Source organism: Streptomyces sp. JK94, assembly GCF_053613315.1.
Genome location: NZ_JBSICH010000020.1, coordinates 154579 through 176289, shown reverse-complemented (window position 1 = coordinate 176289; position 21711 = coordinate 154579). Strand labels below are relative to the sequence as shown.

Sequence of the window (21711 nt, the reverse complement as noted above, 5' to 3'; positions counted from 1 at the left end):
CAACGCTCCGCAGGCCGCCGACAGTTGCGGAACGGCTGCGGAAGGGGGCCTGAGGACCTGGGAAGGGGGAAGGGCCTGCCGCGGCGTTTGGGCGGCCCGTTCCCGGTCGTGGGTGGGGGTCGCTCAGCCCGTACGGCGCAGGGCCTCGGAGAGACGGCCGGCGGCGTCGATGATCGCCTGGGCGTGCATGCGGCCCGGGTGGCGCGTCAGGCGCTCGATCGGGCCGGAGACGGATACGGCGGCCACCACACGGTTGGAGGGGCCGCGCACGGGCGCGGAGACGGACGCCACGCCCGGCTCCCGCTCGCCGATGGACTGGGCCCAGCCACGCCGCCGCACCCCGGACAGGGCCGTCGCCGTGAAGCGGGCGCCCTGCAGTCCGCGGTGAAGGCGCTCGGGCTCCTCCCAGGCCATGAGGATCTGCGCCGAGGAGCCGGCCTTCATGGTGAGCGTGGAGCCGACCGGGACCGTGTCCCGTAGGCCCGACAGGCGCTCGGCCGCGGCCACGCAGATACGCATGTCGCCCTGGCGGCGGTAGAGCTGGGCGCTCTCCCCCGTGATGTCGCGGAGGTGGGTGAGCACCGGGCCCGCCGTGGCGAGCAGGCGGTCCTCACCGGCCGCCGCGGCCAGTTCGGCCAGGCGCGGGCCGAGGATGAAACGGCCCTGCATGTCGCGCGCCACCATGCGGTGGTGCTCCAGCGCCACGGCCAGGCGGTGGGCCGTGGGTCGTGCCAGTCCGGTCGCCGCGACCAACCCCGCGAGGGTGGCCGGACCGGACTCCAGAGCGCTCAGGACGAGGGCCGCCTTGTCCAGAACGCCGACGCCGCTACTGTTGTCCATGCAACGATACTCCCGTCTCACTCTGTGAAACGCAAGTTCAATTTTCCGTGGAACCCGCCACTCTTGATGGCACGAAGTCACACCGGCCCGTGACGAAAGGGCCTGGCGGCGGCTGCCCGGACACAGGGGTGAGGGTGCCGCTTCCTCAAGATCTCTAGTTGGGTCGGCGCCTCGTCGCCGGCCGGAGGGAAAGCGATGGGTAGGACACTCGCGGAGAAGGTCTGGGACGACCACGTCGTCCGGCGCGCCGAGGGCGAGCCCGACCTCCTCTTCATCGATCTGCACCTGCTGCACGAGGTGACCAGCCCGCAGGCCTTCGACGGCCTCCGCAAGAGCGGCCGCCCGGTGCGGCGGCTCGACCTGACCATCGCCACCGAGGACCACAACACCCCGACGCTCGACATCGACAAGCCCATCGCGGACCCGGTCTCCCGGGTCCAGCTGGAGACGCTGCGCAAGAACTGCGCGGACTTCGGCGTCCGGCTGCACCCGCTGGGCGACGTCGAGCAGGGCGTCGTCCACGTCGTCGGCCCGCAGCTGGGTCTGACCCAGCCCGGCACCACCGTGGTCTGCGGCGACTCGCACACCTCCACGCACGGCGCGTTCGGCGCGCTGGCCTTCGGCATCGGCACCTCCCAGGTCGAGCACGTGCTGGCCACCCAGACGCTGCCCATGGCCCGCCCGAAGACCATGGCGATCACTGTCAACGGTGAGCTGCCCGACGGCGTCACGGCCAAGGACCTGATCCTCGCGATCATCGCGAAGATCGGCACCGGCGGCGGTCAGGGCTACGTCCTGGAGTACCGGGGCGAGGCCGTCGAGAAGCTCTCGATGGAAGCCCGCATGACCGTCTGCAACATGTCGATCGAGGCCGGCGCCCGCGCGGGCATGATCGCCCCCGACGAGACCACCTTCGCCTACCTCCGGGGCCGCCCGCACGCCCCCGAGGGCGCCGACTGGGACGCGGCGGTCGAGTACTGGAAGACCCTGCGCACGGACGACGACGCCGAGTTCGACGCCGAGGTCGTCATCGAGGCCGCCGAGCTGTCGCCGTTCGTCACCTGGGGCACCAACCCGGGACAGGGCGCACCGCTCTCCGCCGCCGTCCCCGACCCGGCTTCGTACGAGGACGCCTCGGAGCGCTTCGCCGCCGAAAAGGCGCTGGAGTACATGGGGTTGGAGGCCGGACAGCCGCTGCGGACCATCAAGGTGGACACCGTCTTCGTAGGGTCGTGCACGAACGGCCGCATCGAGGACCTGCGCGCAGCCGCCGAGATCGTCAAGGACCGCAAAGTCGCCGACGGCGTACGGATGCTGGTCGTCCCCGGCTCCGCGCGGGTGGGTCTGCAGGCCGTCTCCGAGGGCCTGGACGTGGTCTTCAAGGAGGCCGGCGCCGAATGGCGGCACGCGGGCTGCTCCATGTGCCTGGGCATGAACCCGGACCAGCTGGCCCCCGGCGAGCGCTCCGCGTCCACCTCCAACCGCAACTTCGAGGGACGGCAGGGCAAGGGCGGCCGCACACACCTGGTGTCGCCGCAGGTCGCGGCCGCGACGGCGGTCCTGGGCCACCTGGCCTCCCCGGCCGACCTGTCCGCCGCCGACGTCCCCACGCCCGCTGGAGTCTGAGAGTCATGGAAGCATTCACCACGCACACCGGCCGGGCCGTCCCGCTGCGCCGCAGCAACGTCGACACCGACCAGATCATCCCCGCCCACTGGCTCAAGAAGGTGACGCGCGACGGGTTCGAGGACGGGCTGTTCGAGGCCTGGCGCAAGGACGCGTCCTTCGTCCTCAATCAGCCCGAGCGGCAGGGCGCGACCGTGCTGGTCGCCGGTCCCGACTTCGGCACCGGGTCCTCCCGTGAGCACGCCGTCTGGGCGCTGCAGAACTACGGCTTCAAAGCCGTGATCTCCTCCCGCTTCGCCGACATCTTCCGCGGCAACTCGCTGAAGAACGGTCTGCTCACGGTGGTCCTCGACCAGAAGACCGTGGACGCGCTGTGGGAGCTGACGGAGAGCGACCCGCAGGCCGAGGTCACCGTCGACCTGGAGGCCCGCGAGGTCCGCGCCCAGGGCGTCACCGCCTCCTTCGAGCTGGACGAGAACTCCCGCTGGCGGCTGCTGAACGGGCTGGACGACATCTCGATCACCCTCCGGAACGAACCGGAGATCGCCGCGTACGAGGCGAAGCGGCCGTCGTTCAAGCCGCAGACCCTGCAGGCGTGAGCCGGGGGCCTCCACGGAGGCCCCGCAAGGTCGAGTTTCAGCCACCCAACACCCCCGCCGTACCCCCGATCGGTCCGATCGGGGGTACGGCCGTTTGCGGGCCCGGCCGCGGGCGGGAGCGAGGCGCGTGCCGGTCAACTTCCCACGTTAGAGGCGTGGTTGCAGGGGTAAGCGGGATATGGAAGCGCGGCTTCCGTGTGTGCCCGAGGGGCCGTTCGAGGCTGCAGTTGCCCCCTGCGCAGGCGACAACTCGCCCCAGATGGCACAATCTGTGCATGGGACACGACGGCCAACTCGAGCTCTATGCGGCGGTCGCGTTCCGGCTCAAGGAAGCGCACACAAGAGTGCGCGCACTGCAAGTCCCGGAGGGCGTACGGATGGCGCTGACCCGGAAGCTGCTGGTCATTACGGCCGCGGCCAAACACGATCTCGCCGGTGCGGCAGGGCGCCTGGAGCGGTTCGTCGCGGACCTCGACGAGGGGCGATTGCCCGAAGAGGAAGGCTGAACGGGCCGGGGCGGCCCGAGTCCGTTGCGGCACAAGGGTGATTAGCCCGCTTCGTGTTTGATTTGCGGTATATATCTGCCTAACGTGCGAAAAAGCTTGAACAGATTCGTTCTGGCGATGTCTCCGAAGGGGAAGACGTGAACAAGGCGCAGCTCGTAGAAGCGATTGCCGACAAGCTGGGCGGCCGGCAGCAGGCCGCCGACGCTGTCGACGCGGTCCTGGACGCCCTCGTCCGTGCAGTGGTCGCGGGCGACCGGGTCTCGGTCACCGGCTTCGGTTCCTTCGAGAAGGTCGACCGTCCGGCCCGTTACGCCCGCAACCCCCAGACGGGCGAGCGGGTTCGGGTCAAGAAGACCTCCGTACCCCGCTTCCGCGCGGGCCAGGGCTTCAAGGACCTGGTGAGCGGCTCCAAGAAGCTCCCGAAGAACGACATCGCGGTCAAGAAGGCCCCCAAGGGCAGCCTGTCCGGCCCGCCGCCCACCATCTCCAAGGCCGCGGGCAAGAAGGCCGCCGCGAAGAAGGCCACGGGCGCCGCGAAGAAGGCCACGGGGGCGGCCAAGAAGACGACCGCCGCGGCGAAGAAGTCGACCGCGGCGAAGACCGCGGGGACGGCGGCGACGGCGAAGAAGGCCCCCGCCAAGAAGTCCACCGCCAAGACCACCGCGGCGGCGGCGAAGAAGACCACGGCCAAGAGCGCCCCCGCGAAGAAGGCGACGGCCAAGAAGGCCCCCGCCAAGAAGTCGACCGCCCGCAAGACCACCGCCAAGAAGGCCACCGCCCGCAAGAAGTAGCAGCCGGCGACACGCGGCCGACGGCAGGCGAACAGGCACACGGGCACTCACGCGCCGGGCCGGACTCCCTCTCGGAGTCCGGCCCGCGGCGTGTCCGGGGCGAACCGTGAAGCCTGCGGGGGCCCGGCGGCGAGCCGGCGGACACCGGCCGATCAGAACGTCTGGAGCGTCACCAGCGTGATCCGGCGGTCGGAGCCCGCGCCCTCGGTCTCCACGCGCACCCGCTGACCGGGCCGCAGCAACCGCAGGCCCCCCGCGTCGAACGCCGCCGCGTCGAAGGGCACGGGCGTGCCGTCGTCCAGCAGCACCTGCCCGCTGCGGCTCTCGGGGTCGTACGTGTACGCGGTCGCCTGCATGCCCGCAGCCTACTGCCCGGCGATCAGCAACCGCGCCGCCACCGCGGCCGTACGGGGCCCCACCCCCAGGGCCAGCGCGGTACGCAGGTCGTCGCCGGTGTCGACGTCCTGCCGTACGGAATCCACCGCGTCGAGGCGCAGTTCCCTCGCGCCGGACGCGCGGTGGCGGGCCCGGGAATCCGTGCCGAAAGCGGGGGCCAATGCGCGGCCCGGTGCCGCTGCCAGCAGAGTCGTGCCGATTCCGGCCGCGTCCGGGAGAAAAGCGCGCGGGAATTGCGTGGCCGCCGCCAGTACCCGCGTCAATTCCGCCGGCCGAAGTGCGGGGAGATCGGCGTTGAGGGCGGCCACCGGACTTCTGGGCCGGGCCGCCCGCACGGACGCCGCCCCGTGTGCCAGGGCGGCGTTCAGGCCACCGCCCGGCTCGTCCGCGACGATCCCGGCGCCCAGCTTCGCCAGCTCGCGTCCCGCCCGCGCGTCGTCCGTGACTACTGCCACATCCGCCACCGCCGGGCAGGCCAGCGCAGCCGCCACCGTGTCCTGCGCGAACGCGAGCGCGAGGCCCGGCCGGACCCCGTCGTCCGCGGTGTCCGCCAGCCTGCTCTTGGCCCGGGCGAGGGGCTTCACGGGTACGACCAAGGTCCACTGCACGAGCGTTCCGTCCTTCTCTCGTCGCCGCCATTGTCACCTGGGGGACCCGGCGGTTCACTCGCCGGGGCGTACGGTGTTCTCGACAGACGGGCGGCCCGGGGCGACACTTGTCCGGCCCCAGGCCCTGGAGGAAAGGTGTCAGCGTGCCCCGCCGCAGAATCGGCTTCTGGTACCGCTTCGCCGCGGTGATCTGCAAACCTCCGCTGGTGGTTCTGATCAAGCGGGACTGGCGGGGAATGGAGAACATTCCGGCCGACGGCGGATTCATCACCGCCGTCAACCACAATTCGCACGTCGACCCCTTCGCGTACGCGCACTACCAGTACAACACCGGGCGCGTCCCGCGATTCCTGGCGAAGAGCGGGCTTTTCCGCAAGGGATTCGTCGGCGCCGCGATGCGGGGCACCGGACAGATCCCCGTCTACCGAGAGAGCACGGACGCGCTCAGCGCCTTCCGGGCCGCGATCGACGCCGTGGAGCGCGGCGAGTGCGTCGCCTTCTACCCCGAGGGCACCCTCACCCGCGACCCGGAGGGCTGGCCGATGACCGGCAAGACCGGTGCCGCGCGCGTCGCCCTGCAGACCAGGTGCCCGGTGATCCCGGTCGCCCAGTGGGGCTGCAACGAACTGCTGCCGCCGTACACCAGGAAGCCGCACCTCCTTCCGCGCAAGACCCACCGCGTACTGGCGGGACCGCCGGTCGACCTGTCGCGTTTCTACGGCAAGGAGATGACCGCGGACGTGCTGAAGGAGGCCACCGAGGTCATCATGGCCGCCGTCACCCGCCAGCTGGAGGAGATCCGCGGCGAGAAGGCCCCCGGCACCCCGTACGACCCGCGCCGGGAACGGATCGAGCAGCGGCGCCGCACGCAGGCCCAGACCCGGGCGGCGGCGCGGACGCAGACGACACAGGCACAGGTGGCTCAGGCACCCACGCAGGGGCAGCGGGCAGAAGGGCAGAACACGTGAGCAACCCCGTCAAGGCGGCCGTCTTCGGCACCGGGTCGTGGGGCACGGCCTTCGGCATGGTCCTCGCCGACGCGGGGTGCGACGTCACCCTGTGGGGGCGCCGCGCCGAACTCGCCGACGCCGTCAACTCCACCCGCACCAACCCGGACTACCTGCCCGGGGTGGAACTCCCCGCGGGCCTGCGGGCCACCACCGACGCCGCCGAGGCCGCGCACGGCGCGGACTTCACCGTCCTCGCGGTCCCGTCCCAGACGCTGCGCGCCAACCTCGCCGACTGGACGCCGCTGCTGGCGCCCGGCACGGTCCTGGTCTCGCTGATGAAGGGCGTCGAGCTCGGCTCCGCGATGCGGATGAGCGAGGTGATCGACGACGTCGCCAAGGTCGGCGCCGAACGCATCGCCGTGGTCACCGGACCCAACCTGGCCCGGGAGATCGCCGCCCGCATGCCGGCCGCCGCCGTGGTCGCCTGCCCCGACGAGTCCGTCGCCCGGCGCCTCCAGACCGCCTGCCACACGCCCTACTTCCGCCCCTACACCAACACCGACGTCGTCGGCTGCGAGCTGGGCGGCGCCGTGAAGAACGTGATCGGGCTGGCCGTCGGCATCGCGGACGGCATGGGCCTCGGCGACAACGCCAAGGGCTCCCTGATCACGCGCGGCCTCGCCGAGACCACGCGCCTCGGTGCCGCCCTCGGTGCCGACCCGCTGACCTTCTCCGGACTGGCCGGTCTCGGCGACCTGGTGGCGACCTGCTCCTCCCCGCTGTCCCGCAACCACACCTTCGGCACCAACCTCGGCAAGGGCATGACCCTCCAGGAGACGATCGCGGTCACCCGGCAGACCGCCGAGGGCGTCAAGTCCTGCGAGTCGGTGCTGGATCTGGCCCGCAGGCACGGTGTCGACATGCCGCTCACCGAGACGGTGGTCGGCATCGTGCACGAGGGCAAGCCCCCGGTGGTCGCGCTCAAGGAGCTGATGTCGCGCAGCGCCAAACCGGAACGCCGCTGAGCGCCAAACCGGAACGCCGCTGAGCGCCGAACCGGAACGACGCTGAGCGATGCCGGAGCGACGCTGAGCGACGCCGGGGCGGCACCCGGGCGGCGCCCGCGCCACGCGGCCCCGCCGACGCTGTCTCGCGGCCCTACGGGCGGGTACGCTCAACGCGATATGAGCACCGAGAACCTCCCCCAGAGCCCCGAGCAGCCGCCTCGCAAGCCGCGTGTGGCCGTCGTGTTCGGCGGGCGCAGCTCCGAACACGGGATCTCCGTGGTCACCGCCGGCGCCGTCCTCGCGGCCCTCGACCGGACGAAGTACGACGTCCTGCCGATCGGCATCACCCGGGACGGCCGGTGGGCCCTGACCGCCGACGAACCGGAACGCATGGCGATCACCGAACGCCGTACGCCCGACGTCGAGGAACTGGCCGAGTCGACCGAGGGCGGCGTGCTGCTGCCCGTGGACCCGGCCAACCGCGAGGTCGTCTACAGCGAACCCGGCTCGGTTCCCAAGGCGCTGGGCGAGGTCGACGTCGTCTTCCCCGTCCTGCACGGACCGTACGGCGAGGACGGCACCCTCCAGGGTCTGCTGGAGCTGTCCGGCGTGCCCTACGTCGGCTCGGGCGTGCTCGCCTCGGCCGTCGGCCAGGACAAGGAGTACATGAAGGCGGTGTTCGCCTCCTACGGGCTGAAGGTCGGCCCGTACGTGGTGGTCCGGCCGCGCGAGTGGGAGCAGGACCGTTCCGGCGCCCGCGCGAGGATCGTGGACTTCGCCGGCGAGCACGGCTGGCCGCTGTTCGTGAAGCCCGCGCGCGCGGGTTCCTCGATCGGCATCACCAAGGTCGACGACCTCTCCGGACTCGACGAGGCGATCGAGGAGGCCCGGCGCCACGATCCGAAGATCCTCGTCGAGGCGGCGCTGCGCGGCCGGGAGATCGAGTGCGGGGTGCTGGAGTTCGACGAGGGCCCCCGGGCGTCCGCCCCCGCGGAGATCCCGCCGCCCTCGGAGCACGCGTACTACGACTTCGAGGCCAAGTACATCGACTCCACGCCCGGCGTCGTGCCCGCCCCGCTCACGCCGGAGGAGACCGCCGAGGTCCGGCGGCTCGCCGTGGCGGCCTTCGACGCGGCCTCCTGCGAGGGTCTGGTGCGCGCGGACTTCTTCCTCACCGAGGACGACGAGTTCGTGATCAACGAGATCAACACCATGCCCGGCTTCACGCCGATCTCCATGTACCCGCAGATGTGGCAGGCCAGCGGGGTGAGCTACCCGGAACTGGTGGACCGGCTGGTCCAGGCGGCGCTGCGGCGGTCCACGGGACTGCGCTGAACGTCCCGCCCGCGTACGGCCCGGAAGGCGATCCCCGAGGGGATCGCCTTCTCGTCTTCTCCTCCCGTCCTCCGCGGGGAAGGCTGAGCACCGGACCGTCCGCGACGGTTCGCGGCACCCCGCGGCGCAGTATGATCAGCGGGTTTCCCCCGCCCGCCGTCCGTCGGCGGCAGCGCCTCGTCCGGGTCCGGGAACAGCCCGGTGGCCAACGCGTCCGGGCCGGGAACCGCCGCCGGCTCGTCGTCGTCTGCTGCAGAGCAGCCGGCGGCGGCGACCGGAGGGGTGAGAGCGAGCGGGCGGAAGGGGGCTAGAGATGAACGACCGGGCAGGTCAGAGTGCGGGTGATGCCGTCCACTTGCTGGACCTTGGCGACCACCATGCGACCCAGGTCGTCGACGGTGTCGGACTGCGCGCGCACGATGACGTCGTAGGGTCCTGTCACGTCCTCGGCCTGGATCACTCCAGGGAGCTTGCTGATCGTCTCGGCGACGGTCGACGCCTTGCCGACCTCCGTCTGGATCAGGATGTACGCCTGTACCACGGAACCTCCAGAGCGGCCACGAGGATCATGTGGGGAAAAGGAACGCCACGGTATCGCGTCACCGCTCCCCGCGGGGAGACCCGCGGGGTGGCGGCCTCGCGCGCCGTGGTGCCGGAACGGCACGGGTTGACGACCACGCCGACCGCGGTGACGGTCATGTCGACCGTGACGAGGACAGAGATGACGTGCGACCGGGCACGCACAGGGACAGAAGGGGAGCCAAGGCGATGAAGGGCACTGTTGGTGAGCTCGGGGAGTTCGGGCTCATCAGGGAGCTCACCTCCCGTCTCACCACCACCCCGGCGGTCCGGGTGGGCCCCGGCGACGACGCCGCGGTGGTGGCCGCGCCCGACCGCAGGGTGGTGGCCAGCACCGACATCCTCGTCGAGGGACGGCACTTCCGCCGTGACTGGTCCACCGCGTACGACGTGGGCCGCAAGGCGGCGGCGCAGAACCTGGCCGACATCGCCGCGATGGGCGCCGTGCCGACCGCGCTGCTGCTCGGCCTGGTGGTGCCCGCCGAACTGCCGGTGACCTGGCCGACCGAGCTGATGGACGGACTGCGCGACGAGTGCCAGGTCGCGGGCGCCTCCGTGGTCGGCGGCGACGTGGTGCGCGGCGACACGATCACCGTCTGCATCACCGCGCTCGGCGACCTGCGCAACCAGGAACCCGTCACCCGGGGCGGAGCCCAGCCCGGCGACCTCGTCGCGGTGACCGGCTGGCTCGGCTGGTCCGCGGCCGGGTTCGCCGTGCTGTCCCGCGGCTTCCGCTCGCCGCGCGCCTTCGTCGAGGCCCACCGGCGGCCCGAGCCGCCGTACCACGCGGGCCCGGCCGCCGCCGGGCTCGGTGCCACCGCGATGTGCGACGTGAGCGACGGACTCATCGCCGACCTGGGTCACATCGCGGAGGCCAGCAAGGTCAGGATCGACATCCGCTCCGGCCAGATCGACATCCCCTCCCAGATGAACGACATCGGCCAGGCCGTCGGCGTCGACCCCATGCAGTGGGTGCTCACCGGGGGAGAGGACCACGCGATCGTGGCCACCTTCCCGCCGGACGTGAAGCTGCCCGCCCGCTGGAAGGTCATCGGCGAGGTCCTCAACCCCTCGGCGCTGCCCCAGGTGACCGTCGACGGGGCGCCCTGGACCAGCAAGGGGGGCTGGGACCACTTCGGCGAGGACGTGGAGTCGTGACGCCGCCCCTGGTCCTCACCGTGGCCGGCTCCGACTCCGGCGGCGGCGCCGGCATCCAGGCCGACCTCAAGACGATGCTCGCCCTCGGCACGCACGGCATGAGCGTGCTGACCGCGGTGACCGCGCAGAACTCCCTCGGCGTGCAGGGTGCCTGGGAGCTGCCCGTGGACGCCGTGCGGGCCCAGTACCGCAGTGTCGTGGACGACATCGGCGTCCAGGCGGTCAAGACCGGCATGCTCTCCTCCGCGGAACTGGTCGAGGCGGTCGCCGAGTTGATCGGCGGCACCGACGCCCCGGCGGTCGTCGACCCGGTCGGCGTCTCCAAGCACGGGGACGCGCTGCTGGCCGCCTCCGCCCTGGACTCCGTACGCGCCGAGCTGCTGCCGGTCGCGACCGTCGCCACGCCGAACCTCGACGAGGTCGCCCAACTCACCGGCGTACGGGTCGGGTCGGACGACGATCTGCGGCGGGCCGCGGCGGCCGTGCTGGAGTACGGGCCGCGCTGGGTGCTGATCAAGGGCGGGCACCTGCGCGGCGACGCCGTGGACCTGCTCACCGACGGCCGCGAGGAGCACTGGCTGCGCGCCCCGCGCCTCGACAACCGGCACACGCACGGCACCGGCTGCACCCTCGCGTCGGCCGTCGCCTGCGGGCTGGCGAAGGGACAGTCGGTCCCGGAGGCGGTCACGGCCGCCAAGGCGTACGTCACCGGGGCCATCGGGGCGGGCTTCGCGCTCGGCGGTGGCATCGGGCCGGTGGACCACGGGTGGGCACTCGGGCGGGACATCCCCTGAAACCGGCGCCGGCCGCCGCCATCGCCCCGAGCCGATCGGGGCACCCGGCCGGCAGCCGGGGAAGACCGAGAACCCCGGCCGGCAGCCGGGGGAGGTGGCGGGGAGGGTGAGCGGCCGTGAAAGGCGGAGGGGCGGGGGAGCGGCCGGTGTGTGCGGTCCGGTTCCTCAGTGCTCCGGCCGGAGACCGGAGCAGCCGTCCGCCGGCGCGCGCCCGCGGCTCAGGCCGCTCGTCCCCCGGGTGAGCACGGGCCACGGAGGACCGCGGGCACGGCAAAAAGCCGGCCCACACGAGGTGGACCGGCTTTGTGCAGCGGACCAGGCAGTGGCCGCGCGCTCAGCTGACGCGTCAGCGCGAGACCTTGCCGGCCTTGATGCACGAGGTGCAAGCGTTCACGCGCTTCGGCGTCCCGCCGACCACGGTACGCACACGCTGGATGTTCGGGTTCCAGCGACGGGACGTACGGCGGTGCGAGTGCGAGATGTTGTTGCCGAAGCCCGGCCCCTTGCCGCAGACGTCGCAGTTGGCAGCCACGGGTCACTCCAAAGACTTCAGATGCACTTACGGTTGATCCCGGCATGCCGGGAACAAGACCTCGGAACGGTGAACGGTCCGGGAACTGAGTGGCGGTGCCAGGGGGAGAGCCCGATCGGATCGGGCAACCGGAGCAGCATACAACGGCTGCTCCCGTACAACGAAACTACCACGGCAGCTCAGCGGCCCGCCCCCGGCCCTCTTCCGGCGGGCACCCGCCCAAGGTCTACGCTGCCTGCCACGTCCGCAGCTCAGGGAGGCGCAGGTGGCGCAGGTGCCACGGAGGTTCTTCGACGCTCTGGCGGTGCGCACCTGGTGCGGTCTGTCGCTGCGCGCGCTGGGACGGGCGCGCGAGGAGATCGACGCGATCAACGTCTACCCGGTCGCGGACGGGGACACCGGCACGAACCTCTATCTGACCGTCGAGTCGGCCGTCGCCGCGGTGGAGGCGGTCTACGCCGCGCACGCGGTGGACGCCGGGAAGCCGGACGCGCGCGGCGGACCCTCGCTGGCCGAGGCCGTGGGTGCCATGGCGCACGGCGCGTTGATCGGCGCGCGGGGCAACTCGGGCACGATCCTCGCGCAGCTGCTGCGCGGCATGGCCCAGGTGTTCACCGCCCGGGGTGAACCCGCTCACGCCGACGGCCGGGGCCTGCGGCAAGCCCTTCGGCACGCCGCCGAATCCGCCCGGCAGGCCGTGGCCCACCCGGTCGAGGGCACCGTCCTGACCGTCGCCTCGGCCGCGGCCGACGCGGCCGGCGAAACGGAGGGCGACTGCGCGGAGGTGGCCCGCGCGGCCTACGAGGGAGCCCGCGAGGCGCTGGCCGCGACCCCGGGCCAGCTCCCCGTCCTGCGGCGCGCCGGGGTCGTCGACGCCGGCGGACACGGCCTCGTGACCCTTCTCGCGGCCCTGGTGGAGACGTTCACGGGCCGGGCGCCCGGGCCCGGAGCGGCCGTCGTGCCGCACGCGCGCGTGGCGCACGGCGCCGAGGACCCCGTGGGCCGGCGGGCCGAGGAGGAGGCCGCGGGCGAGTGCGCCGCGGACGAGGACGACGGGAACGGTCCCGCCTTCGAGGTGATCTACCTCCTGGAGGCCGAGGACGCGGCCGTGGCACGGCTGCGGCGGCGGCTCGACGCCCTCGGAAACTCCCTCGTCGTGGTCGGGGGCGACGGCCTGTGGAACGTCCACGTTCACGTAGACGACGCGGGCGGCGCCGTGGAGGCGGGCGTCGAGGCAGGGCGGCCGTACCGGATCCGGATCACCCACTTCGGGCACGGCGACGTGCACACCACCGGGGCCGGGCGCCCGCCCCGGGAGCGGACCCAGCGCGCCGTGGTGGCCGTCGTGCCGGGGGAGGGCCTGGCCGGACTGTACGGCGAGGCCGGCGCGACCACCGTGCTCGCGCGCCCCGGGGAGCCGCCCGCGAGCGGGGAACTGGTCGAGGCCGTACGGCGGGCGCACGCCCGCGAGGTCGTGCTGCTGCCCAACGACGTCGAACTGCGCCACACAGCCGCCGCGGCGGCCGAGCAGGCCCGCGCCGAAGGCGTCCGGGTCGCCCTGATCCCGACCCGCTCCGCCGTCCAGGGCATCGCCGCCCTCGCCGTGCACGAGCCCGGGCGGCGCTTCGACGAGGACGTGGTGGCGATGACCTCGGCGGCCGGCGCGACCCGCTACGCCGAGGTCACCGTCGCCGAACACCGGTCCTGGACCACGGCCGGCATCTGCCAGGCCGGTGACGTGCTCGGCCTTGTCGACGGCGACGTGGCCGTGATCGGCGCGGACGTCACCGCGGTCGCCGCGACCGTCCTGGACCGCATGCTCTCGGCCGGCGGCGAGCTGGTCACCCTCGTCCTCGGCGACGAGGCGCCGGGCACCGTCACCGCCCACCTGGAGGCCCGCGTCCGTGAGGCGTACCTCGCCGTCGACACGGTGGTCCACCGGGGCGGCCGGCAGGGCGCGCTGCTGCTGATCGGCGTGGAGTAGCGCGGCCGGCCCCGGCGTTTCCGGGGAGGCGCGGGGACGTTGTCAGTGGCGTGGTGTGCAATGGATCTCGTGCCCGCACTGCGAGAACCCCTGAAGAAGGTGCTCGGCCCCGCCACCGCGAAGGTGATGGCCGAGCATCTCGGCCTGCACACCGTCGGCGACCTCCTCCACCACTACCCCCGCAGATACGAGGAGCGCGGCCAGCTCACCCACCTCGCCGACCTGCCGATGGACGAGCACGTCACGGTGGTCGCCCAGGTCGCCGACGCCCGCCTGCACACCTTCGCCTCGTCGAAGGCGCCGCGCGGCAAGGGCCAGCGGCTCGAAGTGACCATCACGGACGGCAGCGGCCGCCTCCAGCTGGTCTTCTTCGGCAACGGCGTGCACAAACCCCACAAGGAGCTCCTGCCGGGCACCCGGGCGATGTTCGCGGGCAAGGTCTCCGTCTTCAACCGCCGACTGCAACTGGCCCACCCCGCCTACGAGCTGCTGCGCGGCGGTGACGACGACGGGACCGAGAGCGTCGAGTCCTGGGCGGGCGCCCTCATCCCCCTCTACCCGGCCACCGCCAAGCTGGAGTCCTGGAAGATCGGCAAGGCGATCCAGACGGTGCTGCCCAGCGCGCAGGAGGCCCTCGACCCGCTCCCCGACTCCCTGCGCGCGGGGCGGTCCCTGGTCCCCCTCCCCGAGGCCCTCCTGAAGATCCACCGTCCGCACACCAGGGCGGACGTCGAGGACGCCCGCGCCCGTCTGAAGTGGGACGAGGCCTTCGTCCTCCAGGTCGCCCTCGCCCGCCGCCGCCACGCCGAGACCCAGCTCCCCGCCGTCCCCAGGAAGCCGAGCCCGGACGGCCTGCTCGCGGCCTTCGACGACCGACTCCCGTTCACCCTGACCGACGGCCAGCGGAAGGTCTCCCGGGAGATCTTCGACGACCTCGCCACCGACCACCCGATGCACCGGCTGCTCCAGGGGGAGGTGGGCTCGGGCAAGACCATGGTCGCCCTGCGCGCCATGCTCGCCGTCGTGGACGCCGGCGGGCAGGCCGTGATGCTGGCGCCCACCGAGGTGCTCGCCCAGCAGCACCACCGGTCGGTCGTCGAGATGATGGGGGAGCTGGCCGAGGGCGGGATGCTCGGCGGCACCGAGCACGCCACCAAGGTGGTGCTGCTCACCGGTTCCATGGGAGCCGCCGCCCGCCGCCACGCCCTGCTCGACCTGGCCACCGGCGAGGCCGGCATCGTCATCGGCACGCACGCGCTGATCGAGGACAAGGTGCAGTTCCACGACCTGGGCCTCGTCGTCGTCGATGAACAGCACCGCTTCGGCGTCGAGCAGCGCGACGCCCTGCGGGGCAAGGGCAAGCAGCCGCCGCACCTCCTCGTCATGACCGCCACGCCGATCCCGCGCACCGTCGCCATGACGGTCTTCGGCGACCTGGAGACCTCCGTCCTGGACCAGCTCCCGGCCGGACGCTCGCCGATCGCCAGTCATGTCGTCCCGGCGGCCGACAAACCCCACTTCCTGGCGCGCGCGTGGGAGCGAGTCCGCGAGGAGGTGACCAACGGCCACCAGGCGTACGTCGTCTGCCCGCGCATCGGCGACGAGGACGACGCCCCGAAGAAGGGCTCCGGGCAGCCCGCCGAGGGGGACGCGGAGAAGCGGCCCCCGCTGGCCGTCCTGGAGGTCGCCGAGCACCTGGCGAAGGGCCCGCTCCAGGGCCTCGGGGTCGAGGTCCTGCACGGCCGGATGCCGCCCGACGACAAGGACGCGGTCATGCGCCGCTTCGCCGCCGGGGAGACCGACGTCCTGGTCGCGACCACCGTGATCGAGGTCGGCGTCAACGTCCCCAACGCCACCGCCGTGGTGATCATGGACGCCGACCGCTTCGGCGTCTCCCAGCTCCACCAGCTGCGCGGCCGGGTCGGCCGAGGCTCGGCCCCCGGCCTGTGTCTGCTGGTCACCGAGATGCCCGAGGCGAGCCCGGCCCGGCAGCGCCTGGCCGCCGTCGCCGGCACCCTCGACGGCTTCGAACTCTCCCGCATCGACCTCGAACAGCGCCGTGAGGGCGACGTCCTCGGCCAGGCCCAGTCCGGTGCCCGCACCTCCCTGCGGGTCCTCGCCGTCATCGAGGACGAGGAGATCATCGCCGAGGCGAGGGAGGAGGCGGCGGCGGTGGTGGCCGCCGACCCGGAGCTGAGCGGCCTGCCCGCCCTCCGGACGGCCCTGGACGCCCTGCTGGACGAAGAGCGGGAGCAGTACCTGGAGAAGGGGTGAAGAGCCCGCCCCAGGGGTTCGGAGACCGCGCGGCCGGCCGCGCCGCACAGCACGCGCCGCACAGCACGCGCCGCCCCGGCCTCCGCCTGCCAGACTGGACGGAACCGCACCCGATGACCAAGGACCCAAGATGACCCGCGTGATCGCCGGCAAAGCCGGCGGACGCCGCCTGGCCGTCCCGCCGGGGACCGGCACCCGCCCCACCTCAGACCGCGCGCGCGAAGGCCTCTTCTCCACCTGGCAGTCCCTGCTCGGCGGCCCCCTGGACGGCGAGCGGGTCATCGACCTGTACGCCGGTTCCGGCGCCGTCGGCCTGGAGGCGCTCTCCCGGGGCGCGGGGCACGTCCTGCTCGTCGAGGCCGACGCCCGTGCCGCCCGCACCGTCCGGGAGAACGTCAGGGCCCTCGGCCTGCCCGGCGCCGAGGTCAGGGCGGGCAAGGCGGAGCAGATCATCCGCACCCCGGCCCCCGCCGAGCCGTACGACATCGTCTTCCTGGACCCGCCGTACGCCGTCTCCGACGACGATCTTCGGGAGATCCTCCTCACACTCCGCACGGAAGGGTGGCTCAGCGGGGAAGCGCTCGTCACCGTGGAGCGCAGCACCAGGGGCGGCGCGTTCGGCTGGCCGCACGGCTTCGAAGCGATCCGGGCCCGTCGCTACGGCGAGGGAACGTTTTGGTACGGTCGCGCCGCCTCTACGTGCGAAGACGCACGATGACCGGACCGGAGAGCGAGGGAACTCAAGTGCGCCGCGCCGTCTGTCCCGGGTCGTTCGACCCGATCACCAACGGACATCTCGACATCATCGCCCGTGCCTCCAGCCTCTACGACGAGGTCTACGTCGCGGTGATGATCAACCAGGCCAAGAAGGGCCTGTTCGAGATCGAGGAGCGGATCGACCTCATCCGCCAGGTCACCGCCGAGTACGGGAACGTGCGCGTGGAGTCCTTCCACGGCCTCCTCGTCGACTTCTGCAAGCAGCGCGAGATCCCGGCCATCGTCAAGGGCCTGCGCGCGGTCAGCGACTTCGACTACGAGCTGCAGATGGCCCAGATGAACAACGGCCTCTCGGGCGTGGAAACCCTCTTCATACCCACCAACCCCACCTACAGCTTCCTGTCGTCCTCCCTGGTCAAGGAGGTCGCCACCTGGGGCGGCGACGTCTCCCACCTGGTGCCTCCGCTGGTCCTCGACGTCCTCGCCGAGCGCCTGAAGAAGGACTGAGCCCGGCCCCGCGCAGCCCCCGGAGACCGACAACACGTCACCCGGTGTCCCCCGGACACCCCAGGGTCGTACAGTCGTCCCGTCCGTCTCCAACACAGCTGTAGAGAGTGGCGAGCACACGGTGGACGTGCAGAAGAAGCTCGACGAGATCACCGCGATGGTCTCCGGCGCCCGCGCCATGCCCATGTCGGCCTCGTGCGTGATCAACCGCGCCGAACTGCTCTCGCTGCTGGAAGAGCTGCGCGCCGAACTGCCCGGCTCCCTCGCCCAGGCCCAGGAGCTGATCGGCGACCGCGAGCAGATGGTCGCCCAGGCCCGCCAGGAGGCCGACCGGATCATCGAGAGCGCGCACGCCGAGCGAGGCTCGCTCATCTCCGACACCGAGGTCGCCCGCCGCTCCCAGGCCGAGGCCGACCGCATCCTGGCCGAGGCCCGCCAGGAGGCCGAGGAGGTGCGCGCCGAGGCCGACGACTACGTCGACTCCAAGCTCGCCAACTTCGAGGTCGTCCTCACCAAGACCCTCGGCTCCGTCGGCCGCGGCCGCGAGAAGCTGCTCGGCACCGGACCCGGCCTCGACGAGAACGGCTACGAGGACGAGGACGCCCCCGAGCGCAGCCACGACCCGGAGACCCTGCGCCGCGACGCCGACACCTACGTCGACACCAAGCTCGGCGCCTTCGAGGCGGTACTGGCCAAGACCCTGGACGCCGTCGGCCGGGGCCGCCAGAAGCTGCACGGCCGGATCGCCACCGACGACCTCGGCGCCCTCGCCGACGACGCCACCACCGTCCAGCACTCCAGCGACGCCGACTACCTCGCCGGCCTCGCGGCCCTCTCGGACGCCCCCGTCGAGCAGCCCCGGCCGCGCGAGTACGGCGAGCAGCAGCCGACGGCCGCCCAGGTGCCGGCCCAAGCCGTACCGGAGATGCCGTCGCAGCAGCCGGCCTACGGCTACGCGCACCAGCAGTCCGACCCGTACGCGGGCTACCAGCAGACCTACGACGGCGCGCAGGACCCGTACGGCTACCAGCAGAACGCCGACCCCTACGCCACCGCCTCCGGCTACGCTCCGGCGGGAGGGGACCCCTTCCAGGGCTATGACACCCGGCAGCAGCCGTACGACGGACAGCAGGGCTACGCCCAGTCCCAGCAGCCGCAGCAACCCCCGCAGGCCCAGCCGCAGGCCCTCGACGAGACCAGCCTCTTCGACACCGGCATGATCAGCGCCGAGCAGCTGAGGGCCTACGAACAGGGGCGCGGCCTCTAGGCCCGTCGTCCCCGCCCGGGTCCGGATTGGGCCGACGGCGAATGGTCCAGTATCCTGGCTCTTCGGTCGCGCGTACGTCCGCGATCGACGCTGCCCGGGAACACCACAGGGCGGTAGCCCCGAGTCACGAAGACCGAAAGCAGGAATGGTTCTGAACGCGCGCCTCGACCACCGCAACCCCCTCGTGTTCGACACACACGAGCTGGGACGGCGGCCCGGTGCACTGCAGCGCCTGACCCGCACGGTCGACGCTCCCAAGGACTTCGGTCTCCAGGGAGTCATCGGAGTGCCGGAAGGCGCCCCGGTGGAACTCGAACTCCGGCTGGAGTCGGTCATGGAAGGGGTGCTCGTCACAGGCACCGCCCGTGCCAAGGCCGAGGGGGAGTGCGTAAGGTGTCTGGAGCCGCTCGAGCAGCAGCTCGAAGCGGACTTCCAGGAGCTGTTCTCGTACCCTGACGCCGACGACCGGGGCCGCCCAGCGGCGGAACCGGGCGACGACGCCGAGGACGACGAGGACAGGCTCTTCATCGAGGACGGGCTGATCGGCCTCGAACCCGTGCTGCGCGACGCGGTGGTGCTCGCACTGCCGATGCAGCCGGTGTGCCAGGAAGACTGCCAGGGTCTGTGCTCCGAGTGCGGGGTACGCCTGTCGGACGACCCGGACCACCACCATGACGCCGTCGACATCCGTTGGGCGGCTTTGCAGGGACTCGCCGGTTCACTCGAAGACGGCGAGAAGGACGAGATGAGCGGCGCCGAACCGGGCGTCGACGAGAAGCAGGAGAAGTAGCCGTGGCTGTTCCGAAGCGGAAGATGTCGCGCAGCAACACGCGCCACCGCCGGTCGCAGTGGAAGGCTGCGGTCCCCACCCTGGTTGCGTGCGAGCGCTGCCACGAGCCCAAGCAGCAGCACATCGCGTGCCCGTCTTGCGGCACTTACAACAAGCGCCAGGTCCTCGAGGTCTGAGCGGCTGGTGAGAGGCACTGTGTCAGTCCCCAAGAAGGCGGAAGACGCCAAGGCGGACCCACCCGCCAAGAAGAAGGCGGACACCCAGGCCTCGTCCCACACGCTTCTGGAAGGGCGGCTCGGCTACCAGCTCGAGTCCGCCCTTCTGGTGCGTGCGCTGACCCACCGTTCCTACGCGTACGAGAACGGCGGTCTGCCGACGAACGAGCGGCTGGAGTTCCTCGGTGACTCCGTCCTCGGCCTCGTCGTCACGGACACGCTGTACCGCACCCACCCCGACCTGCCCGAAGGCCAGCTGGCCAAGCTGCGGGCCGCGGTGGTCAACTCGCGTGCGCTGGCGGAGGTGGGCCGCGGGCTCGACCTCGGTTCCTTCATCCGGCTCGGCCGCGGTGAAGAGGGCACGGGCGGCCGGGACAAGGCGTCCATCCTCGCCGACACCCTGGAAGCGGTGATCGGCGCGGTCTATCTCGACCAGGGCCTCGACGCGGCCTCCGAACTGGTGCACCGCCTGTTCGATCCGCTGATCGAGAAGTCCTCGAACCTCGGCGCCGGCCTGGACTGGAAGACCAGTCTCCAGGAACTCACCGCGACCGAAGGGCTCGGTGTCCCCGAGTACCTGGTCACGGAGACCGGCCCGGACCACGAGAAGACCTTCACTGCTGCCGCCCGCGTCGGAGGCGTCTCGTACGGCACCGGCACCGGCCGCAGCAAGAAGGAGGCGGAGCAGCAGGCCGCGGAATCCGCATGGCGGGCCATCCGGGCCGCGGCGGACGAGCGCGCCAAGGCGACGGCCGCCCGGCCGGCCGCCGCAGCAGCCGAGCTGCCGAGCGCCGACGCCCCGTCGGCCTCCGCCTGATCCGCCGGTTCCACCTGATCCACCGCACGTCCCGAACGCCCGCCCCAGCCCCGGGGCGGGCGTTCGGCTCGTCCACCGTCCCATCCGAGGGGATGCCATGCCCGAGTTGCCCGAGGTCGAGGTCGTACGGCGCGGTCTGGAGCGCTGGGTCGCCCACCGCACCGTCGCCGACGCCCAGGTACTCCACCCGCGCGCGGTACGCCGGCACGTCGCCGGCCCCGCCGACTTCGCCCACCGTCTGGAGGGCCACCGGATCGGCACCCCCAGCCGCCGCGGCAAATACCTGTGGCTGCCGCTGGCGGACACCGGTCAGGCGATCCTGGCGCACCTCGGTATGAGCGGCCAGCTGCTCGTCCAGCCGCACGAGGCACCGGACGAGAAGCACCTGCGCGTCCGCGTCCGCTTCGCCGACGACCGGTCCACCGAACTGCGCTTCGTCGACCAGCGCACCTTCGGCGGCCTGTCCCTGCACGACACCACCCCCGACGGCCTGCCCGACGTCATCGGGCACATCGCCCGCGACCCCCTCGACCCGCTCTTCGACGACGAGGCCTTCCACCTCGCGCTGCGCCGCAAGCGGACCACGGTCAAACGGGCCCTGCTCGACCAGTCACTGATCAGCGGTGTCGGCAACATCTACGCGGACGAGGCCCTGTGGCGCTCCCGTCTGCACTACGAGCGCCCGACCGCCACCTTCACCCGCCCCCGCACCGCCGAACTCCTCGGCCACGTCCGAGACGTGATGAACGCGGCCCTCGCCGTCGGCGGCACCAGCTTCGACAGCCTCTACGTCAACGTGAACGGCGAGTCCGGCTACTTCGACCGGTCACTCGACGCATACGGCCGCGAAGGGCTGCCCTGCCGCCGCTGCGCGACGCCGATGCGCCGCCGGCCGTGGATGAACCGTTCCAGCTACTTCTGCCCGCAGTGCCAGCGGACGCCGAGGATCACCCCGTAGGCGTCCGACCGGAGTCGTACCGCTCACGCGACGCCAGCACCTCGTCCATCCGCCCCTCCAGGCACTGGATCAGCGCCATCAGCCGCCCGGCCACCTCACGTCCCAGCGACGTGAGCTCGTAGTCCACGCGGGGCGGGTTGGTGGGCTGGGCCTCACGGAGCACCAGACCGTCGCGCTCCAGCGCGTGCAGGGTCTGGGCCAGCATCTTCTCGCTGACGCCGTCGACGCGGCGCCGCAGCTCGTTGAAACGCAGGGATCCCTCGGACAGCGCGCCGAGCGTCAGCGCGCCCCACCGCCCCGTGACGTGCTCCAGGGTGCCGCGCGAGGGACACCCCCTGGAGAACACGTCGAACGGCAGCTCCTGCTCCTGCGTGCGCTCCCGCGTGGTCGCCATGAACCAAGCCTACGTGAGCGCAGCGCGGCGCCGCAGGTCGCGCGGAGTGCGGGGAAGTGCTCGCCGG

Annotated in this window: 24 protein-coding genes; 18 read left to right on the top strand and 6 right to left on the bottom strand. The window is 72.2% G+C overall.

Features of this window, described 5'->3' with window-relative positions:
- Positions 1-123: 123 nt before the first annotated feature.
- Positions 124-840 (bottom strand): IclR family transcriptional regulator NdgR, encoded by a 717-nt coding sequence (ndgR, locus tag ACVV2G_RS19985; protein ID WP_031034192.1) that lies wholly within the window; start codon positions 838-840, stop codon positions 124-126.
- 195 nt (positions 841-1035) lie between these two features.
- Here ndgR and leuC point away from each other — a divergent pair, with 195 nt between their 5' ends.
- The 4 genes from leuC to ACVV2G_RS19965 all read left to right on the top strand — a co-directional run bounded on the left by leuC (position 1036) and on the right by ACVV2G_RS19965 (position 4362).
- Positions 1036-2466 carry a 3-isopropylmalate dehydratase large subunit gene (gene leuC / locus ACVV2G_RS19980; protein WP_453844092.1) on the top strand — a complete coding sequence of 477 codons (1431 nt, stop codon included), beginning with the start codon at positions 1036-1038 and terminating at the stop codon, positions 2464-2466.
- A 5-nt stretch (positions 2467-2471) separates the two neighbouring features.
- On the top strand, positions 2472-3065 hold the full coding sequence (gene leuD, locus ACVV2G_RS19975) for a 3-isopropylmalate dehydratase small subunit (RefSeq protein ID WP_453844091.1): 594 nt from the start codon (positions 2472-2474) through the stop codon (positions 3063-3065).
- A 275-nt stretch (positions 3066-3340) separates the two neighbouring features.
- Positions 3341-3571: an SCO5555 family protein gene (locus tag ACVV2G_RS19970; RefSeq protein ID WP_453844090.1), complete on the top strand. Its 231-nt coding sequence runs from the start codon at positions 3341-3343 to the stop codon at positions 3569-3571.
- A 137-nt stretch (positions 3572-3708) separates the two neighbouring features.
- A complete protein-coding gene (locus ACVV2G_RS19965) occupies positions 3709-4362 on the top strand; it encodes an HU family DNA-binding protein (RefSeq protein ID WP_453844089.1) in 654 nt (217 codons plus the stop codon).
- A 152-nt stretch (positions 4363-4514) separates the two neighbouring features.
- Here the strand turns inward: ACVV2G_RS19965 and ACVV2G_RS19960 are convergent, their stop codons facing one another.
- Both ACVV2G_RS19960 and cofC read right to left on the bottom strand, forming a co-directional pair.
- Positions 4515-4718, bottom strand: coding sequence for a hypothetical protein (locus ACVV2G_RS19960; protein WP_453844087.1), 204 nt, complete (start codon positions 4716-4718; stop codon positions 4515-4517).
- A gap of 9 nt (positions 4719-4727) precedes the next feature.
- Positions 4728-5366, bottom strand: a complete 639-nt coding sequence (gene cofC, locus ACVV2G_RS19955) for a 2-phospho-L-lactate guanylyltransferase (RefSeq protein WP_453844086.1) — start codon at positions 5364-5366, stop codon at positions 4728-4730.
- Positions 5367-5509: 143 nt separating this feature from the next.
- On the opposite strand from cofC, the gene ACVV2G_RS19950 reads away from it, so the two are divergent.
- The 3 genes from ACVV2G_RS19950 to ACVV2G_RS19940 all read left to right on the top strand — a co-directional run bounded on the left by ACVV2G_RS19950 (position 5510) and on the right by ACVV2G_RS19940 (position 8658).
- Positions 5510-6334: a lysophospholipid acyltransferase family protein gene (locus ACVV2G_RS19950; protein WP_453844085.1), complete on the top strand. Its 825-nt coding sequence runs from the start codon at positions 5510-5512 to the stop codon at positions 6332-6334.
- Entirely contained in the window at positions 6331-7341 is a 1011-nt protein-coding gene (locus ACVV2G_RS19945; protein WP_453844084.1) for an NAD(P)H-dependent glycerol-3-phosphate dehydrogenase, read from the top strand. Before ACVV2G_RS19950 ends, ACVV2G_RS19945 begins: the two co-directional genes overlap by 4 nt.
- A gap of 159 nt (positions 7342-7500) precedes the next feature.
- Positions 7501-8658 carry a D-alanine--D-alanine ligase family protein gene (locus ACVV2G_RS19940; protein WP_453844083.1) on the top strand — a complete coding sequence of 386 codons (1158 nt, stop codon included), beginning with the start codon at positions 7501-7503 and terminating at the stop codon, positions 8656-8658.
- Between the two features lie 307 nt (positions 8659-8965).
- Here ACVV2G_RS19940 and ACVV2G_RS19935 read toward each other — a convergent pair whose 3' ends face one another.
- Positions 8966-9199 (bottom strand): Lrp/AsnC family transcriptional regulator, encoded by a 234-nt coding sequence (locus tag ACVV2G_RS19935; RefSeq protein ID WP_324788849.1) that lies wholly within the window; start codon positions 9197-9199, stop codon positions 8966-8968.
- Positions 9200-9426: 227 nt separating this feature from the next.
- Between ACVV2G_RS19935 and ACVV2G_RS19930 the strand changes: the two genes are divergently transcribed.
- Both ACVV2G_RS19930 and thiD read left to right on the top strand, forming a co-directional pair.
- Positions 9427-10395, top strand: a complete 969-nt coding sequence (locus ACVV2G_RS19930) for a thiamine-phosphate kinase (RefSeq protein ID WP_453844082.1) — start codon at positions 9427-9429, stop codon at positions 10393-10395.
- Positions 10392-11189: a bifunctional hydroxymethylpyrimidine kinase/phosphomethylpyrimidine kinase gene (gene thiD, locus ACVV2G_RS19925; RefSeq protein WP_453844081.1), complete on the top strand. Its 798-nt coding sequence runs from the start codon at positions 10392-10394 to the stop codon at positions 11187-11189. Before ACVV2G_RS19930 ends, thiD begins: the two co-directional genes overlap by 4 nt.
- Positions 11190-11535: 346 nt before the next feature.
- On the opposite strand, the gene rpmB is transcribed toward thiD, so the two are convergent.
- Positions 11536-11721: a 50S ribosomal protein L28 gene (gene rpmB / locus ACVV2G_RS19920; protein WP_003993230.1), complete on the bottom strand. Its 186-nt coding sequence runs from the start codon at positions 11719-11721 to the stop codon at positions 11536-11538.
- Positions 11722-11986: 265 nt separating this feature from the next.
- Here rpmB and ACVV2G_RS19915 point away from each other — a divergent pair, with 265 nt between their 5' ends.
- The 9 genes from ACVV2G_RS19915 to mutM all read left to right on the top strand — a co-directional run bounded on the left by ACVV2G_RS19915 (position 11987) and on the right by mutM (position 21250).
- Complete coding sequence (locus ACVV2G_RS19915) at positions 11987-13705, top strand: DAK2 domain-containing protein (protein WP_453844080.1); 1719 nt, start codon at positions 11987-11989, stop codon at positions 13703-13705.
- Positions 13706-13765: 60 nt separating this feature from the next.
- Entirely contained in the window at positions 13766-15979 is a 2214-nt protein-coding gene (gene recG, locus ACVV2G_RS19910) for an ATP-dependent DNA helicase RecG (protein WP_453844079.1), read from the top strand.
- Positions 15980-16109: 130 nt separating this feature from the next.
- On the top strand, positions 16110-16697 hold the full coding sequence (gene rsmD, locus ACVV2G_RS19905) for a 16S rRNA (guanine(966)-N(2))-methyltransferase RsmD (RefSeq protein ID WP_453844078.1): 588 nt from the start codon (positions 16110-16112) through the stop codon (positions 16695-16697).
- Between the two features lie 26 nt (positions 16698-16723).
- The gene (gene coaD, locus ACVV2G_RS19900) at positions 16724-17203 is read left to right on the top strand and encodes a pantetheine-phosphate adenylyltransferase (RefSeq protein ID WP_384702966.1); all 480 of its coding nucleotides are present in this window, start codon (positions 16724-16726) and stop codon (positions 17201-17203) included.
- Positions 17204-17324: 121 nt separating this feature from the next.
- Positions 17325-18470: a F0F1 ATP synthase subunit B gene (locus ACVV2G_RS19895; protein ID WP_453844077.1), complete on the top strand. Its 1146-nt coding sequence runs from the start codon at positions 17325-17327 to the stop codon at positions 18468-18470.
- Between the two features lie 145 nt (positions 18471-18615).
- Positions 18616-19260, top strand: a complete 645-nt coding sequence (locus ACVV2G_RS19890; RefSeq protein ID WP_453844076.1) for a YceD family protein — start codon at positions 18616-18618, stop codon at positions 19258-19260.
- 2 nt (positions 19261-19262) lie between these two features.
- Positions 19263-19436: a 50S ribosomal protein L32 gene (gene rpmF / locus ACVV2G_RS19885; protein WP_003951102.1), complete on the top strand. Its 174-nt coding sequence runs from the start codon at positions 19263-19265 to the stop codon at positions 19434-19436.
- Positions 19437-19443: 7 nt separating this feature from the next.
- Positions 19444-20292, top strand: a complete 849-nt coding sequence (gene rnc / locus ACVV2G_RS19880; protein ID WP_453844075.1) for a ribonuclease III — start codon at positions 19444-19446, stop codon at positions 20290-20292.
- Positions 20293-20389: 97 nt separating this feature from the next.
- On the top strand, positions 20390-21250 hold the full coding sequence (gene mutM, locus ACVV2G_RS19875; RefSeq protein ID WP_453844074.1) for a bifunctional DNA-formamidopyrimidine glycosylase/DNA-(apurinic or apyrimidinic site) lyase: 861 nt from the start codon (positions 20390-20392) through the stop codon (positions 21248-21250).
- Here mutM and ACVV2G_RS19870 read toward each other — a convergent pair.
- The gene (locus ACVV2G_RS19870) at positions 21240-21644 is read right to left on the bottom strand and encodes a winged helix-turn-helix transcriptional regulator (RefSeq protein ID WP_453844073.1); all 405 of its coding nucleotides are present in this window, start codon (positions 21642-21644) and stop codon (positions 21240-21242) included. The genes mutM and ACVV2G_RS19870 overlap by 11 nt on opposite strands.
- Positions 21645-21711: the final 67 nt, after the last annotated feature.

Excerpts from the sequence above, each read along its gene's own strand:
- ndgR (WP_031034192.1), bottom strand. The coding sequence starts at position 840 with ATGGACAACAGTAGCGGCGTCGGCGTTCTGGACAAGGCGGCCCTCGTC.
- leuC (WP_453844092.1), top strand. The coding sequence starts at position 1,036 with ATGGGTAGGACACTCGCGGAGAAGGTCTGGGACGACCACGTCGTCCGG.
- leuD (WP_453844091.1), top strand. The coding sequence starts at position 2,472 with ATGGAAGCATTCACCACGCACACCGGCCGGGCCGTCCCGCTGCGCCGC.
- ACVV2G_RS19970 (WP_453844090.1), top strand. The coding sequence starts at position 3,341 with ATGGGACACGACGGCCAACTCGAGCTCTATGCGGCGGTCGCGTTCCGG.
- ACVV2G_RS19960 (WP_453844087.1), bottom strand. The coding sequence starts at position 4,718 with ATGCAGGCGACCGCGTACACGTACGACCCCGAGAGCCGCAGCGGGCAG.
- ACVV2G_RS19940 (WP_453844083.1), top strand. The coding sequence starts at position 7,501 with ATGAGCACCGAGAACCTCCCCCAGAGCCCCGAGCAGCCGCCTCGCAAG.
- ACVV2G_RS19930 (WP_453844082.1), top strand. The coding sequence starts at position 9,427 with ATGAAGGGCACTGTTGGTGAGCTCGGGGAGTTCGGGCTCATCAGGGAG.
- recG (WP_453844079.1), top strand. The coding sequence starts at position 13,766 with ATGGATCTCGTGCCCGCACTGCGAGAACCCCTGAAGAAGGTGCTCGGC.
- rsmD (WP_453844078.1), top strand. The coding sequence starts at position 16,110 with ATGACCCGCGTGATCGCCGGCAAAGCCGGCGGACGCCGCCTGGCCGTC.
- ACVV2G_RS19890 (WP_453844076.1), top strand. The coding sequence starts at position 18,616 with ATGGTTCTGAACGCGCGCCTCGACCACCGCAACCCCCTCGTGTTCGAC.
- mutM (WP_453844074.1), top strand. The coding sequence starts at position 20,390 with ATGCCCGAGTTGCCCGAGGTCGAGGTCGTACGGCGCGGTCTGGAGCGC.
- ACVV2G_RS19870 (WP_453844073.1), bottom strand. The coding sequence starts at position 21,644 with ATGGCGACCACGCGGGAGCGCACGCAGGAGCAGGAGCTGCCGTTCGAC.